Raw genomic sequence first — 16,207 nt, forward strand, 5'->3', positions numbered from 1 at the left:
CCAGGATGACCCTGGGCTGGCGCAAGCCCATTGAGGTCTATGCCGAGCACTTGGCTCGATTGAGCCAGCAGCCAGACCCTGTGCATTGAATATTTGTTGCACTTGGACTTGAAACCGCCCTTATCCATCAAGCACAAGCAGCTATTGAAATCATAGTATTTTCCCACACGCCCGCGACAGCCCCTGCGCGGCCCTGGCGTTACGATGGCCGCATGTCCGCAATCCCCCCATCCGCTCACCTTTTCATCCTCACCGGCGCGTCGCGCGGCATGGGCCTGGCCATGGCCGAGCAGCTGCTGCGCCGGGGTCACACGCTGGTCTGCATCTCGCGCGGCGCCAACCCGCAGCTCGATGCCATCGCCCAGGCCAGCAGCGCCGCGCTGCACCAGTGGCCGCAAGACCTGGCGCAGGGCGCGCAGGCCGCGCACAAGCTGCAGGACTGGCTGGCCGCGCAAGGCCCCGCCACGTTCGCCAGCGCCGCGCTGATCAACAACGCGGGCGTGATCCCGCGCATCGCGCCGCTGTCGGCCAGCGACGCCGACGACCTGGCCCACGCCCTGCGCGTGGGGCTGGAAGCGCCCATGCAGCTCACGGCGGCATTCCTGGGCGCGACGGAAGCTTGGGACGTGCCGCGCAAGGTGCTCAACATCTCCTCGGGCCTGGGCCGCCGCGCCATGGCGTCGCAGGCCGCCTACTGCGCGGCCAAGGCGGGCATGGACCACTTCACGCGCTGCGTGGCGCTGGACGAGGCGGCCAAGCCCCATGGCGCCAAGGTGTGCTCGCTGGCGCCGGGCGTGATCGACACCGACATGCAGGTGCAGCTGCGCGGCGCCGCGCCCGAGGACTTTCCGGACCTCCAGAACTTCACCCGCCTCAAGGCAGGCGGCCAGCTCGCGTCGCCGCAGGATGCCGCCGCCCGCGTGCTGGCCTGGCTGGACCGCGCGGACTTCGGTGCCCATCCTGTGGCCGACGTGCGGGATGCGTGATACTCACTTTTTCATAGCTGCTTGCGCTTGCCAGATAAGCGCTAGCGGCACATTTCATTCATATTCTTTACCCAACCCAAGGAGATAAACCATGACCCGTGAAGTCGTCGTCGTCAGCGCAGTGCGCACCGCCATCGGCACCTTTGGCGGCAGCCTGAAGGACGTGCCGCCCACCGAGCTGGGCGCGCTCGTGGTGCGCGAGTCGCTGGCCCGCGCCAGCGTGGAAGGCAAGGACGTGGGCCACGTGGTGTTCGGCCACGTGGTCAACACCGAGCCCCGGGACATGTACCTGTCGCGCGTGGCAGCCATCCACGGCGGCTGCGCCGAGGGCACGCCCGCGTTCAACGTCAACCGCCTGTGCGGCTCGGGCCTGCAGGCCATCGTGTCGGCGGCGCAGACCATCCAGCTGGGCGATGCCGAGGTGGCCATCGGCGGCGGCGCCGAGGTGATGAGCCGCGTGCCCTTTGCCAGCCTGAACATGCGCTGGGGCGCGCGCATGGGCGACACCAAGATGGTGGACATGATGATCGGCGCGCTGCACGACCCCTTCCACAACATCCACATGGGCGTGACGGCCGAGAACATCGCCGCCAAGTGGGGCATCAGCCGCGAGGACCAGGACAGGCTGGCCGTGGAGAGCCACAACCGCGCCGAACGCGCCACGGCGGCGGGCTACTTCAAGGACCAGATCGTGCCCGTCACGCTCAAGAGCAAGAAGGGCGACGTGCAGTACGCCACCGACGAGCACTTCCGCGCGGGCGCCACCCTGGACGACCTGGCCAAGCTCAAGCCCGTGTTCGCCAAGGAGAACGGCACGGTGACGGCGGGCAATGCCTCGGGCATCAACGACGCCGCCGCCGCCGTGGTGCTGATGGACGCGGTCGCCGCCAAGGCGCGCGGCGCCAAGCCGCTGGCCCGCCTGGTGGCCTACGCGCACGCGGGTGTGGACCCGAAATACATGGGCATCGGCCCCGTGCCCGCCACGCAACTGGCGCTGAAGAAGGCGGGCCTGACGGTGAATCAGCTCGACGTGATCGAGGCCAACGAAGCCTTTGCCGCGCAAGCCTGCGCCGTCACCAAGGACCTGGGCCTGGACCCGGCCAAGGTCAACCCCAACGGCTCGGGCATCTCGCTGGGCCACCCCATCGGCGCCACGGGTGCGCTGATCACCGTGAAGGCGCTGCACGAGTTGCAGCGCGTGCAGGGCCGCTATGCGCTGGTGACCATGTGCATCGGCGGCGGCCAGGGCATCGCCGCGATCTTCGAGCGGATGTGATGAAGGACCGCGTCGCGCCTTCAGGCACGAAGATCGGATGAATGGTTGGCGCAGAGAGATCAGCTGCGCACGACCAGCACCGAGATATGCACCGCGCCCAGCACGCGCTGCGTGACGCTGCCCAGCACCAGCTTCTCCAGCCCCCGGCGACCGTGCGAGCCCATGACGACGAGGTCGGCGCCGGTGCTCTCCACAGCGCGCAGGATGCCGTCGTGTACGGTGTGGCCCTCGCCCACCACGGTGGCGGCCTGCACGCCCGCATCGGCCATGGCCTTCTGGGCGGCGTCCAGCGCGGCATGGGCCTCTGCCGTCGCTGCGTTGATGTACTGGGCCTGGCCGTAGGCGAAGTCGGCGCCGACGCCGGTGAAGGGGTACGGGTCGATCACATGGAGCGCCGTCACGGCGCTGCCGAAGGTCTTGGCCAGCGCGGCGGCCTTGGCAACCGCCAGCATGGCGGTTTCGGAGCCATCAACGGGAACCAGAATGTGCTTGAACATGGTGCCTCTCCTGAAAAGCTGATGAGGGAACTGGCTTGAGTCCAGTGTGAACCGACACCTTACTGCGCGCCTTGATTCGCATCAAACGCCACCCTGTCCGCACCCTGGAAATTACCGCGTCGGCAGGTCACCACCAGCGTGTCGCGGTGCCCTCCCTCGGCCAGGGGCTGTATGGGCGTGGACTCGTGGACCATGCGCGCGTCGTCCAGCAGCAGCAGCGACCACGGCTCGGTCAGGGTGAAGCGCTGGCCATGCGGGCCCGCCGCCTCGAACACGCGCGTCTCGCCGCCCTTGATGCCCACGCGCGCCACCAGGAACACCGCGACCAGGTCCACGCCGTCGCGGTGCGCGCCCTCGGGCGTGGGGCGGCCGATGCCGTCCGTGGTGTCGATGCGGAACTGGTGCGCCTCCACGAACCAGGGCACAGGCGCAGCGGCCCCGGCGAACACGGCGTCGGACACGCCCGCCAGCGCCGCCAGCAACTGCCGCCAGACGGGCCGCGTCACGGTGGCGGGCTCCATGGGCGCGAACCAGCGCTCCATGCCGCCGTGCAGGGCGTTGTATTCCACGGGCTGCCAGTGGGCGCGGTGCGGCACCTGCCGCACGTCCCCGCCCTGCACCACGAAGCAGGCGTGGCGGCGGCGCCGGTAGCGGCCACCGTCCTTCAGAAAGTCGTCCGGCGGCAAGGCCGCCCAGTCGGCGTTCAGCGCCATCAGCGCATCCAGGCCGCAGCCGATCCAGCGGGCCACGTCGGCGGGCGCCAGTACGGCGAAGCCGCTCTGGCGCAACTGGCTGACGGCTTGCGCGGGCGGCGCGAACGGCGGGGAGAAGCTGACTTGGACCATAGGAGCCGGAGCATAGCCTGGAGTAGCATGGGCCATTGCCCGCCAGGAGACCGCGATGCCCCATGAACGCCGCCACTTCGTCCGCGTTGGTTTCGATGCACCAGCCCTGCTGACCACGGCAAGCGCCGCGTACAGCGTCCACGTGCAGGACCTCTCGCTCAAGGGCGCGCTGCTGCTGGTGCCCGCCCAGGCCAGCCTGGAGCCCGGCGCGCTGTGCCAGTTGACCATTCCCCTGGCGGACACGGGCAACCACATCGCCATGTCCGCAGCGGTCGCGCACCTGCAGGGGCGCCATGCCGGCCTGCTGTGCCGGGGGATCGACCTGGACAGCGTGACGCACCTGCGCCGCCTGATCGAGCTGCAGCTCGGCGACCCCGCCCTGCTGGAGCGGGACCTGGGCGAACTGGTAGCGGCTTAGTTGTTTTCCGCTTCCTGCAAGCTGCGCCACATCACCTTGCCGCTGCCGCTCTTGGGCAGCGCGCTCACGAACTGCACGATGCGCGGCACCTTATAGACGGCCATGTTCTCGCGGCACCAGTCGATGATCTGCTGCTCGGCCACGTCCTGGTGCGTGGGGCGCAGCACCACCACGGCCTTGACCGTCTCGCCCCGGTAGCTGTCCTTGGCGGAGATGATGCACGCCTCTTGGATGGCCGGGTGGCGGAACATCAGCGCCTCGACCTCGGCAGGCCAGACCTTGAAGCCGCTGGCGTTGATCATGCGCTTGAGCCGGTCGGTCAGGAAGAAGTAGCCGTCCTCGTCCATGCGCCCCAGGTCGCCCGTGCGAAAGAAGCGCTTGCCGTCCAACTCGATGAACGCGGCGGCGGTGGCGTCGGGCCGCTTCCAGTAGCCGTCGAACACCTCGGGGCCATGGACGATGATCTCGCCCTGCTCGCCCACGGGTACTTCCTGCAGCGTGTCGGGGTCGATCACGCGCGCGTCGGTGCTCATGAAGGGGATGCCCAGGCACTGCTGCTTGGGCGCGTCCACCGGGTTGGAGTGCGAGGGCGCGGCCGTCTCGGTCAGGCCGTAGCCTTCGGCGTAGCGCAGGCCGTATTGGTCGAGCAGGCGCTGGGCCACGGCCTGCGGCATGGCCGCGCCGCCGCCGCCGATATAGACCAGGCTGGACAGATCGAAGCTGGCGAAGTTGGGGCTGCTCAGCAGGTCGATGACCATGGTGGGGATGTTCGTCCAGTTGGTCACGCGCCAGCGCGAGATGAGCCGTCCGGCCAGTTCCCGGTCCCACCGGGGCATGACGACCAGCGTGGCCCCGCCGTAGATGGCCGCGTGCAGCACACTCACCATGCCGGTGATGTGGAACATGGGCACCACGGCCAGCGTCACGTTGTCTGCCGAGAAACTGCTCCACAGAGTGGTCGCCACGGCGTTGTGCATGATGCTTTTGTGCGGGTGCATGCAGCCCTTGGGCAGCCCGGTGGTGCCGCTGGTGTAGGGCAGCAGCGCCAAGTCGGCAGGGCCTGCGGTGAGCGGCGGGGGCGCGTCGGCACAGGCCAGGGCGTCCGTCCAGGCATGCACCTGGCCGCCGTCCAGCGCGGGCAGCGGGTGGCGGGTGCAGAGCCAGTCGCGCCAGGTGTCGGGCGGCGCGTCGGGGCCGGTCACGCTGGCGTCGAAGGCGTCGGTGAACTGCGTGACCACCATGTGGGCAAGGCGCTCGCCGGGCGCCAGCGCGTTGCTGGCCTTGGCCAGCTCCGCAGCCAGGTCGGCGGTGGTGATCGCCACCTTGGTGTCGGGGTCGGTGATGTAGTGCTTCAGCTCCTCGGCCCGGTTCATGGGGTTGACCGGCACCACCACCGCATTGGCGCGCAGGATGGCGAAGTGCGCCAGCACCAGTTGCGGGCAGTTCTGCATGAGCAGCACCACGCGGTCGCCCTTTTGCACACCCAGTGCATGCAGTTTTGCGGCCAGCCGCTCGGCCCCGTCGGCAAGCTGGCGGTAGCTCAGCGTGCCGCCGAAGAAGACCAGCGCGGCCTTGTCCGGGTAGCGGCGGGCGTTGGTGGCCAGGTTGTCCCACAGCGAGGTGGCGGGCACGGTGATGGCATGGGGCAGGCGGCGGGGCCAGAACTTGTGGTGGGGGCGCATGGGCATTGGGAAGACAGTTTCCTTGCCCCCAAGCCTAGATGCCCCGCAGGGCAGTGGGCAATGGGAATGGCCCGGGTCTGCGTCGCAAAAGTGACCTCGATTAAGCAGATGTATCTGCCCCCTAGAATGCCCCGCAGAGAGGAACACGCATGACGCCAGAGGCCACGGCCAGAGTCACCATTGATGCACTGCTGATGGCAGCAGGCTGGCACGTGTGCAGCGTTGCGGATGCCAACATCCACGCAGCCGTCGGCGTGGCGATTCGAGAATTCCCCTTGAACCCCGGCTTTGGCTTTGCCGACTACCTGCTCTACATCAACGGCAAAGCCTGCGGCGTGATCGAAGCCAAGAAAGAATGCGCCACCCTGACCGGCGTAGAGCTGCAAAGCAGCCGCTACGCCCAGGGCCTGCCCACCACCCTGCCCGCCTGGAGCCGCCCCCTGCCCTTTGTGTGGGAAAGCACCGGGGTGGGAACCCACTTTACCAACAGGTTGGACCCCGAGCCGCGCGCCCGCAGCGTGTTCGCCTTCTTCCGCCCCGAGTTGCTGGTGCAGTGGCTGGCCCTGCTGCCACCAGCCAGCAATGGCAGCGGCGTCAGCGAAGCCCCCGGCACCTTCCTGGCCCGCATGCGCAACATGCCCAAGCTCGTTACCGAATGGGGCAGCGGCGGCGCGCATTACCAGTTGTGGCCCGCGCAGATCGGCGCCATCGCCAACCTGGAGAAATCCATCGCCGCCAACAAGCCCAAGGCCCTCATCCAGATGGCCACCGGCAGCGGCAAGACGTTTACCAGCATCGGCTTCATCTACCGCCTCATCAAGTTTGGCGGCGCGCGCCGCGTGCTGTTTTTGGTGGACCGGGGCAACCTGGCCCGCCAGACCAAAAAGGAGTTCGACGCCTACGCCAGCCCCTACAACAACTACAAGTTTGGCGAGGAATACATCGTCCAGCACCTGCAGAACAGCCAGATCGATGCCAGCGCCCGCGTGGTCATCTGCACCATCCAGCGCATGTTCAGCATGCTCAAGGGCCGCGAACTGGCCGACGAGGCCGACGAAGAAAGCACCGAACGCGTCGAGGCCCTGTTCAAAGACCCCGAACCCATTGGCTACAACCCCGCCATCCCCATCGAAACCTTTGACATCGTGGTGACGGACGAAGCCCACCGCAGTATCTACAACCTGTGGCGGCAGGTGCTGGAATACTTTGACGCTTACCTGATCGGCCTGACCGCCACGCCCAACAAGCAAACCTTTGGCTTCTTCAACCAGAACCTGGTCATGGAATACGGCCACGCCCAAGCCGTGGCCGACGGCGTGAACGTGAACTACGACGTGTACCGCATCCAAACCGAAGTGGGGACAAGCGGTGCCAAGGTGGACAAAGGCTACTGGCTCGAAACGCAAGACAAAGCCACGCGCCGCAAGACCGCCTGGCAGTTGGACGACGACTTTGAATACCAGTCCGAAGAGCTGGACCGCGCCGTGCAGACGCCCGACCAGATCCGCACCGTGGTCCGCACGCTGCGCGACCGCTGGCAGCCCGACATGTTCCCCCAGCGGCAAGAACTGCCCAAAACCCTCATCTTTGCCAAAGACGACAACCACGCCGAGAAGATCGTGGAAACCCTGCGCGAAGAATTTGGCCGGGGCAACGAGTTTGCGCAAAAGATCACCTACCGCAGCGCCCAGGGCGGCGGCACCAGCCCCGAGCAGCTCATCAAAGACTTCCGCTCCAGCTACTACCCCCGCGTGGCCGTCACCGTAGACATGATCGCCACCGGCACCGACATCAAGCCCGTGGAAATCGTCGTCTTCATGCGCAGCGTGAAAAGCCGCAGCTTCTTCGAGCAGATGAAAGGCCGTGGCGTGCGGGTATGCAACCCCACCGACCTGGCCGCCGTCAACCCCGGCGAGGGGGTAAAAAAAGACCACTTCGTCATCGTCGATGCCGTGGGCGTGTGCGAGCGCGACAAAACCGACAGCCGCCCCATGGACGCCAAAAAGAGCGTGCCCCTGGACAAACTGCTCCAAGCCGTAAGCCTGGGCAACGTGGAAGACGAGGTGCTGAACAGCATCGCCGCCCGCCTGGCCCGGCTGGACAAAGACGCCAGCGACGCCGACCGCGCCAAGGTGGTGGAACTGAGCGGCGGCAAAACCCTGCGCGACCTGGCGCGCGGCATTGTGGACGCCCTCAGCATCGACGCCACCCAAGACATGCCGCCCGCCGAGGCAGAGCAACGTTTAAGAGACGCCACAAGGCCATTCTCCTCACCAGTATTGCGCGAGCAGCTACTAAAAATGAAGCAAAAGGCAGACTTGGTGATCGACACGGTCACGCAAGACACCCTGCTGCATGCCGGTTTCAGCGAAGGCAGCGACCGGGCCACCGCCTTGGTGCAGAGCTTTGAAGACTTCATCCAGCAGCACAAAGACGAAATCACCGCCCTGCAAATCCTGTACAGCCGCCCCACGCGCGCACCGCTCAAGTTTGAAGACGTGAAAGCCTTGGCCGACGCCCTGCACGCCCCGCCGCTCAACATCGACGAAGGTGCCTTGTGGCAGGCTTACGCCACCCTGCGCAAAGGCGCAGTGAAAGGTGCCACGCAGCGCCGCCTGCTGACGGACCTAGTCAGCCTGGTGCGCTATGCCATGCAGCAAACCAATGAGCTGGTGCCCTACCCCGAGCGCGTGCAGGCCAACTTCAAGGCGTGGCTGGCGCAGCACGGCAACGCATTCAACCCCGAACAACAACACTGGCTGGAAATGATCCGCGACCACATCGCCGCTAACCTTGGCATAGAGATAGATGACTTTGAATACGCGCCCTTCAACAGTCAGGGCGGGCTGGGCAAGGTGCATCAGCTCTTTGGCGCGGAACTGCCCAAGGTGATTGAGGAACTGAATCGGGAGCTGGCGGCGTGAGTCAAGCGCGTACTGAAGATTGCCTTCGCGGAACACTCGGAGAATTGCTGCCACTGAAGTACGGGAAGAGCTTGCCTGCCGCCGCACGGGATGCGATTGGCTCCGTTCCCGTTTTCGGCTCAAGCGGCGTGGTGGGTCAGCACTCCACCGCATTGACCAGCGGCCCAACGATCGTTGTTGGCCGAAAAGGAAATGTCGGCGCAGTCCATTTCTCTGCTGTTCCGTGCTGGCCCATTGATACGGCCTACTACGTTGAGCCACCCGCCGGACACTCAGCAACTTACTACCGCTATTTGCTTACATCGCTCAACCTAGTTAGGTTGGACAAGTCCACCGCGATCCCTGGATTGAGCCGTGATGATTACAACGCTATTGAAGTAGCAGTTCACCCGCCTGCGGAACAACTCGAAATCGTCGCCGAACTCGAAAAACAGTTCTCCCGCCTCGATGAAGCCGTCGCCAGCCTCCAGCGCGTCAAAGCCAACCTCAAACGCTACAAAGCCTCCGTCCTCAAAGCCGCCGTCGAAGGCCGCCTCGTAGTTCCCGAAGCTACCCTGGCCCGCCGAGAAGGCCGCAGCTACGAAACCGGCAAACAGCTTTTGCAGCGGATGCTTGACGTGCGGAATGTAATGACGAAGGGTAAGCGTGTCGCTGTAAATCAGGCCGACCACCATGGCTTGCCAGAATGCCCAGACGGCTGGGTTTGGACTACCTGTGACGCAGCGCTTAATGGCATTGATGCAGGCGCAAGCTTTAAATGTGAAGAGCGCCCTCCACTCGGAGATGAAATCGGTGTTTTAAAAGTGAGTGCCTTGACTTGGGGGACTTACGATGAAGCTGAAAGCAAGACTTGCAAAGACGCGAGCCGCGTAGAAAAAAAGTTTTTAGTTCGGAACGGCGATTTTCTGTTCTCTAGAGCAAACACCATTGAATTTGTGGGCGCTTGCGTGATTGTGGGTAAGACTACGAAGCAGCTTATGCTCAGTGATAAAACCTTGCGCTTTGAAATTTTCCCACAAGTGTTGCCCGAGTGGTTGCTGGTTTGCTTGCGTTGCAAATTTGGGCGAAATGAAATTGAACGCCTGGCGACCGGCAACCAAGAGTCCATGCGAAACATCGGGCAAGAGCGAATCCGTCAGATTCGTATGCCTTTGCCACCTCTCGTAGAACAAACCCGAATCGTCGCGGAAGTTGACCGACTCCTGTCCATCGTCCGCGAAGTCGAATCCGAGGTTGATACCAATCTCCAGCGCGCGCAGGCGCTACGGCAGTCGATCCTGCAGAGAGCATTCTCCGTTGGTGATATTTAGACTGCCCCCTTTCTTTGGCGAATCAAGCTGCTAATGCGAAACCGAGCATCTGCATCAATCCTGCCAGAACTTGCCGATTTCAGCCGTAGATTGTTGAGTGTAGTTCACCAGAGAAAAACCTCTGTAAAACCGACTGCCACAGCGCCTGTGCATGCTGCAAGTTGGCGTCAACCTCATTTTCAACTTCGCGGACAATGGACAGGAGTCGGTCAACTTCCGCGACAATTCGGACTTGCTCGGCTGCTGGAGGTATTGGCAAGGCGATTGCGCGAATCTCGCTTAAAGATAAGCGGGGGCGGCCAATGCCGTGTAAAGCATCTTTAACCCGCGACCTTGTAGGCTGGCAATTTAGTGCTACATTCAAAAATCCCAGCATCAAAGACGGATGTGGTTTGAAGCGTATGCAATCTGCCTTGACGATAGCCGAACCAACGCCAGCCGGAATTATGCAGGCGCGCGGTGGATTTTCTCCCAAAGATGCAATCACGAGATCACCAGGAAAGATTTCATGCTTACGAAGACTTTCAAAATGTTCCTGGGTTATGTGGGCATAAGCATCCTCAAATTCGCCATCCTTGATGTTTTGGAGACGAATTACCCTTGGGCCGTCTTCCACGTAATGCGCTGACTTCAAGTTTGAACCAAAAGGCCCATCAGTGATTGAACGGCTTCCGGGAGCCGCAAGCTGATCTACAGAAGCCCACGTCCACCCTTCCGGCACGTCTGGTAGTTCAGCCGTCTCTGGAGCGACCGGCAGCTTAAAACCTCCTCGACCATCCCAACCCACTCTCTTATCCCCAAGAACCCGCTGCAAAAGCTGTTTGCCGGTTTCGTAGCTGCGGCCTTCTCGGCGGGCCAGGGTAGCTTCGGGAACTACGAGGGGGCCTTCGACGGCGACTTTGAGGACGGAGGCTTTGTAGCGTTTGAGGTTGGCTCTGACAACGCTGGAGGTTGGCGACGGCTTCGTCGGGGCGGGAGAACTGTTTTGCCAGTTCGCAGAACGCTTCACAGATGCTGCATGCATACTGCATATGAATGCGGACATAGTGTTGAACTGTCCTTGAATTCATGGCATATTCCATATGCATATTGCGTATGGAGCTAGTGTGAGCAGTTCTGGAATCAAATCGCGGCTGAGTCACGCACAGTGGACGCTGAAGCCGCAAGACTTGGCGGTGGCCTTCAAGCTGGTTTGCTTGAAAGGGCAACGATTGCCCTATGCAGCGCTGGCGCACGCGCTGCATCTTTCGCCGTTTGAGGCGCATGCCTGCATTGCCCGCTTGTCGGCAGCGCGCCTGTTGACCGAAGTGGGCGGCATCCCCAGCTTGGTGATGCCTGCGTTCAGACCCTTGGTGCTGCAAGGCGCGGTGTACTTCTTTCCGCCAGTGCGTGGGGAGGTGACGGTCGGCTTTCCGACTGCGCATGGCGTGGAGCCGCTCAAATCCAAGGTACTGTTTGCCGAAGAGCTGCCGCCGGTGTGGCCGCATCCCGATGGCAGTACGCGCGGCACAACCCTTCTGCCGCTTTACCCAAAGCTGCCGCTGGCAGCGCTGAATGACACGCAGTTTTACGAATTGCTGGCACTGTTTGACGCGTTGCGCATCGGTCAGGCACGCGAGCGTGAGATGGTGCGGAGCATGCTGGAGGATCGGTTGAAATGAAAAATCCCAACCTGGCCATTCTGGAGTTGGTGGCCAAAGCATTAGGCCCGGTGTGCGACGAGGTGGTGTTTGTAGGGGGCTGCGCGACTGGCCTGCTGCTCACGCAGGCGCGCCCCGATCCCATCCGCGTCACAGAGGACGTGGACATCATTGCCCAAGCGCTCACCACCAGCGATTTCCACACCATAGAACACAAAGTGCGAGCCAGGGGGTTCAGCAATGACATGCGGCCAGGAGCACCGATCTGCCGATGGGTGTATGGCCCGGTGACGGTCGATCTGATGCCCACGGTGCAAGACATATTGGGTTTTGCCAATCGCTGGTACCCACTGGCCGCAGAAACGGCAACGACCGTGGTATTGGATGCCAACCTGCGCATTCGTCTCATCAACGCGCCGGTATTTGTTGCCACCAAACTCGAAGCATTCAACGACCGTGGCCACAGTGCGGACGGACAACCGGACTATCTTGGAAGCCACGATCTGGAAGACATCATCACGGTCGTGGATAGGCGCCCGGAGCTGTTGGCCGAGTGCGCTGCGGCCCCGTCAGAGCTGCGTGGATATTTGGCACAGGCTTTCGGTCGCTTGCTGGCCGATGCGGACTTCAACACCACATTGGCAGGGCATTTGCCAGGCGATGCCTCCAGCCAAGGCCGATTGCCCAAACTGCGTGATGCGCTGCGCGCGCTTGCAAACCTGAAACCATGAACACCACCACCCATTCCCTCGTCCAGAAACTCTGGAACTACTGCAACGTGCTGCGCGACGACGGCATGAGCTATGGCGACTATGTGGAGCAGCTCACGTACCTGCTGTTCCTGAAAATGGCGGACGAGCGCTCGCAGCCGCCCTACAACCAGCCGAGCATCGTGCCTGCCCAGTACGCCTGGGCCTCGCTCCTGGCCAGGGACGGCGATGCGTTGTTTGACCACTACCGCCATGCACTGGAAAAGCTGGGGCAAGAGAAGGGCACGCTGGGCCTGATCTTCGGCAAGGCGCAAAACAAGTTTCAAGACCCGGCGAAGCTGCGCCGCGTCATCGTCGATTTGATCGGCGCCGAGACCTGGACGGTGCTGGGCGCGGACGTGAAGGGCGACGCCTACGAGGGCCTGCTGGAGCGCAATGCGCAAGACACCAAAAGCGGCGCGGGCCAGTACTTCACGCCACGGGCGCTGATCCAGGCGATGGTGGAGTGCATTGCGCCCCAACCGGCAGAGCGCATTTGCGACCCGGCTTGTGGCACCGGCGGCTTTTTGTTCACGGCGCACAACTACATCACCGGGCACCACAAGAGCCTGACACGCGACCAGCTCAAGCACCTGAAGGAGAAGGCGTTTACCGGCTACGAGTTGGTGCAGGCCACGGCGCGGGTGTGCGCCATGAACATGCTGCTGCACGGCATTGGTTCTGAAAAATCGGTGCCCGTGGTGGTGGGCGATGCGCTGGCCGCAGACCCCGGCGAGCGCTACGAGGTGGTGCTGGCCAACCCGCCGTTTGGCAAGAAGAGCAGCACCGTCATCGTGGGCGAAGACGGCCGCACCAGCACCGAGAAGGACACCATCGAGCGCGACGACTTCTGGGCCACCACCAGCAACAAGCAGCTCAACTTTGTGCAGCACATCAAGACGCTGCTTACCACCCATGGCCGCGCGGCGGTGGTGCTGCCAGACAACGTGCTGTTTGAAGGCGGCGCGGGCGAGACCATTCGCAAAAAGCTGCTGCACGAGTGCGATGTGCACACGCTGCTGCGCCTGCCCACAGGCTTGTTTTATGCGCAGGGCGTGAAGGCCAATGTGCTGTTTTTTGAAAAGAAACCTGCCAGCGAAACGCCGTGGACAAAGCAGTTGTGGATTTACGACCTGCGCACCAACAAGCACTTCACGCTCAAGACCAACCCGCTGACCCGCGCAGACCTGGACGAGTTTGTGGCACTGTATCGGGCTGATAGCCGCCAGCAGCGCCAGGCCACCTGGTCGCCGGAAACACCTGATGGCCGCTGGCGAGCGTACAGCTACGATGAGTTGGTGGCGCGGGACAAGACCAGCCTCGATATCTTCTGGCTCAAGGACGAATCACTGGCCGACAGCGACAACCTGCCCGCGCCCGGCGTGATTGCGCTGGAGATCGTGGAAGACCTGCAAGCCGCGCTGGCGCAGTTCAGGCTGATTGCGGACGACCTGGGGGAAGTGGTGGAGGAGTGAGCCCGGATGAGCCGCGTGGATTCGTTCAGCTCTGAATCTGCGCCCACAGCTTGTCCAGCCGCTTCACGCTCACCGGCTGCGGCGTGCGCAGCTCCTGCGCGAAAAAGCTCACGCGCAGTTCTTCCAGCAGCCAGCGCAGCTCCTGCATGCGCGCATCGACCGCGCCCTTGCGCTCTGCGACCAGGCGCCAGTAGCGCTGCTCCTGCGGGCGCAGCTCGGCCAGGCGGGCGGCGTCGCGGGCGGGGTCGGCGCGGACTTTGTCCAGCCGCAGGGTGATGGCCTTGAGGTAGCGCGGGAAGTGCGCCAGTTGCGCCCAGGGCGCGGCGGCGATGAACTGCTTGGGCACCAGGCGCTGCAATTGCTGCTGCGCATCCTGCGTCGCATCGGGCGCGTTCTTGGTGTCCTTGATCTTGCGGGCGGCCACGGCGTATTCGGCCAGGATGGTGGCGGCCAGGCGCGCTACCTCGTTGGTGATCAGCGTGAGGCGGCCCCGGCCCTCTTCCACGCGGCGCTTGAAAGCGGCTTCGTCGGTGGGCAGCGGGCCCTGCAGGAAGGCGCGTTCCAGCGCCACGTCGATGATCTGCGTGCGCAGTTCTTCCTGTGTGCCCAGGGGCATGTAGGCGACGGCCATCTTCTGCAGGTCGGGGATGTTCTTTTCCAGGTACTTGAGCGCGTCCTTGATTTGCAGCGCGAACAGGCGGCGCAGGCCCGCGCGGTGCTTGGCGGCCGCTACCTCGGGCTCGTCGAAGACCTCGATGGTGACGGCGTCGCCGCCGTCGATCAGCGCGGGGAAGCCCATCAGCGTCTGGCCGCCCTTTCGGATTTCCATCAGCTCGGGCAGTTCGCCGAACGTCCAGGCCGTGTAGCGCTGGCCGCTGGGCGCGGAAGGCGCTTTTGCTTCCTTTTTGATAGCTAATGGCGCTTGACTATCAAGCACTGGAGCCTGTTTTTCTTCATTTTTTTCACCCAGCTTGAGCCCTGCCAGCGCCTGGAACGCCCCGCGCGCCTTGGCGCCCCATTCGGCCTTGAGCGCGCCCAGGTTGCGGCCCTGGCCCAACTGGCGGCCATGCTCGTCCACCACGCGGAAGTTCATGAACAAATGGGCACTGAGCATGTCGAGCTTGAAGTCCGCCCGCTTCACGTCCAGCGAGGTCTCATCGCGCACCTGCTTGAGCAGCGCATCCGTCAGGCTGCCGACGCCGAAGCGCTCGGGCGCGGTGAGCAGCTCCGCCAGCCGCGCGGCCGACTCGGGCAGCGGCACGAAGCGGCTGCGCGGGCGCTGGGGCAGGCTCTTGAGCAGGGCCTGGATCTTGGGCTGCAGCATGCCGGGCACCAGCCATTCGCAGCGCTCCTCGCTGACCTGGTTGAGCACGAACAGCGGCACCGTGACGGTGATGCCGTCGCGCGGGTCGCCGGGTTCGTGCAGGTAGGCGGCGGCGCAGTCCACGCCCCCTAAGCGCACCACCTTCGGGAACGCGCTGCTGGTGATGCCCGCCGCCTCGTGGCGCATGAGTTCGTCGCGGGTGAGCTTGAGCAGGTCGGGGTTGGCGCGGCTGGCCTGGCTGTACCAGCGCTCGAAGGTGGTGCCGCTGCACACGTCCTGCGGCACCTGCTGGTCGTAGAAGGCATAGATGAGTTCGTCGTCCACCAGCACGTCTTGCCTGCGCGATTTGTGCTCCAGTTCTTCGACCTTGGCGATGAGCTTCTGGTTGGCGGCCAGGAACGGCAGGCGCGTATCCCACTCGCCGCCCACCAGCGCCTCGCGCAGAAAGACCTCGCGCGCGCCTCGCGGGTCCACCTTGCCGAAATCCACGCGCCGGTTGTTGTAGATGACGATGCCGTACAGCGTGGCGCGCTCCAGCGCCGTGACCTGCGCGGCTTTTTTCTCCCAGTGCGGGTCGAGAAGCTGCTTCTTCAACAAATGCCCGCCCACCTGCTCCAGCCACTGCGGCTCGATGGCGGCGATGCCCCGGCCAAACAGGCGCGTGGTCTCCACCAGTTCTGCGGCCACGATCCAGCGGCCCGGCTTCTTGTTCAGGTGCGCGCCGGGGTGCTTGTAGAACTTGATGCCGCGCGCGCCCAGGTACCAGTCTTCCTCGTCGCTCTTGCAGCCGATGTTGCCCAGCAGGCCGGAGAGCATGGACAGGTGAATCTGCTCGTAGCTCGCGGGCTGGGTGTTGATGCGCCAGCCGTGCTCCGTCACCACGGTGAGCAGTTGCGTATGGATGTCGCGCCACTCGCGCAGGCGCCGGATGCTGATGAAGTTCTGGCGCAGGAGCTGTTCGTACTGGCGGTTGCTGAGTTTGTGGGTGGGGGCCGCACCCTCACCCCCGCCCTCTCCCGCAAGCGGGAGAGGGAGTGAATTGCCCCCTCTCCCTTTGGGAGAGGGTTGGGGTGAGGGCAAC

Annotated in this window: 13 protein-coding genes; 8 read left to right on the plus strand and 5 right to left on the minus strand. The window is 63.9% G+C overall.

The window, feature by feature from the left end:
• Window positions 1-212: 212 nt before the first annotated feature.
• Window positions 213-986, plus strand: coding sequence for an SDR family NAD(P)-dependent oxidoreductase (locus tag QM569_RS13805; protein ID WP_414987808.1), 774 nt, complete (start codon window positions 213-215; stop codon window positions 984-986).
• Window positions 987-1,077: 91 nt separating this feature from the next.
• Window positions 1,078-2,262 carry a beta-ketothiolase BktB gene (gene bktB / locus QM569_RS13810; protein WP_414987809.1) on the plus strand — a complete coding sequence of 395 codons (1,185 nt, stop codon included), beginning with the start codon at window positions 1,078-1,080 and terminating at the stop codon, window positions 2,260-2,262.
• Between the two features lie 59 nt (window positions 2,263-2,321).
• On the opposite strand, the gene QM569_RS13815 is transcribed toward bktB, so the two are convergent.
• Together QM569_RS13815 and QM569_RS13820 are read right to left on the minus strand one after the other, a co-directional pair.
• A complete protein-coding gene (locus QM569_RS13815; protein ID WP_414987810.1) occupies window positions 2,322-2,759 on the minus strand; it encodes a universal stress protein in 438 nt (145 codons plus the stop codon).
• Between the two features lie 59 nt (window positions 2,760-2,818).
• Complete coding sequence (locus QM569_RS13820) at window positions 2,819-3,604, minus strand: 2OG-Fe dioxygenase family protein (protein WP_414987811.1); 786 nt, start codon at window positions 3,602-3,604, stop codon at window positions 2,819-2,821.
• Window positions 3,605-3,659: 55 nt separating this feature from the next.
• Here QM569_RS13820 and QM569_RS13825 point away from each other — a divergent pair, with 55 nt between their 5' ends.
• Window positions 3,660-4,022 carry a PilZ domain-containing protein gene (locus QM569_RS13825; protein WP_414987812.1) on the plus strand — a complete coding sequence of 121 codons (363 nt, stop codon included), beginning with the start codon at window positions 3,660-3,662 and terminating at the stop codon, window positions 4,020-4,022.
• On the opposite strand, the gene QM569_RS13830 is transcribed toward QM569_RS13825, so the two are convergent.
• Complete coding sequence (locus tag QM569_RS13830; RefSeq protein WP_414987813.1) at window positions 4,019-5,710, minus strand: long-chain fatty acid--CoA ligase; 1,692 nt, start codon at window positions 5,708-5,710, stop codon at window positions 4,019-4,021. The two genes, QM569_RS13825 and QM569_RS13830, sit on opposite strands and share 4 nt — an antisense overlap.
• Window positions 5,711-5,853: 143 nt before the next feature.
• Here QM569_RS13830 and QM569_RS13835 point away from each other — a divergent pair, with 143 nt between their 5' ends.
• Window positions 5,854-8,628 carry a type I restriction-modification enzyme R subunit C-terminal domain-containing protein gene (locus tag QM569_RS13835; RefSeq protein ID WP_414987814.1) on the plus strand — a complete coding sequence of 925 codons (2,775 nt, stop codon included), beginning with the start codon at window positions 5,854-5,856 and terminating at the stop codon, window positions 8,626-8,628.
• 44 nt (window positions 8,629-8,672) lie between these two features.
• Window positions 8,673-9,938: a hypothetical protein gene (locus tag QM569_RS13840; protein WP_414987815.1), complete on the plus strand. Its 1,266-nt coding sequence runs from the start codon at window positions 8,673-8,675 to the stop codon at window positions 9,936-9,938.
• Window positions 9,939-10,017: 79 nt separating this feature from the next.
• Here QM569_RS13840 and QM569_RS13845 read toward each other — a convergent pair whose 3' ends face one another.
• Entirely contained in the window at window positions 10,018-10,983 is a 966-nt protein-coding gene (locus QM569_RS13845; RefSeq protein ID WP_414987816.1) for a restriction endonuclease subunit S, read from the minus strand.
• A gap of 61 nt (window positions 10,984-11,044) precedes the next feature.
• Between QM569_RS13845 and QM569_RS13850 the strand changes: the two genes are divergently transcribed.
• Genes QM569_RS13850 through QM569_RS13860 form a run of 3 tightly spaced genes read left to right on the plus strand, consistent with a single transcriptional unit; the run spans window position 11,045 to window position 13,802 of the window.
• A complete protein-coding gene (locus tag QM569_RS13850; protein WP_414987817.1) occupies window positions 11,045-11,599 on the plus strand; it encodes a hypothetical protein in 555 nt (184 codons plus the stop codon).
• Complete coding sequence (locus QM569_RS13855; RefSeq protein WP_414987818.1) at window positions 11,596-12,309, plus strand: hypothetical protein; 714 nt, start codon at window positions 11,596-11,598, stop codon at window positions 12,307-12,309. The genes QM569_RS13850 and QM569_RS13855 overlap by 4 nt, the downstream gene beginning before the upstream one ends.
• A complete protein-coding gene (locus QM569_RS13860; protein ID WP_414987819.1) occupies window positions 12,306-13,802 on the plus strand; it encodes a type I restriction-modification system subunit M in 1,497 nt (498 codons plus the stop codon). The genes QM569_RS13855 and QM569_RS13860 overlap by 4 nt, the downstream gene beginning before the upstream one ends.
• Window positions 13,803-13,827: 25 nt before the next feature.
• Here QM569_RS13860 and QM569_RS13865 read toward each other — a convergent pair.
• Window positions 13,828-16,207: DUF3418 domain-containing protein (locus tag QM569_RS13865; protein ID WP_414987820.1), on the minus strand; the 2,380-nt coding region annotated here is incomplete at its 5' end.

Origin of the sequence: Acidovorax sp., assembly GCF_047607405.1 — a bacterium.
In the GTDB taxonomy this organism is placed as follows: domain Bacteria; phylum Pseudomonadota; class Gammaproteobacteria; order Burkholderiales; family Burkholderiaceae_C; genus Acidovorax.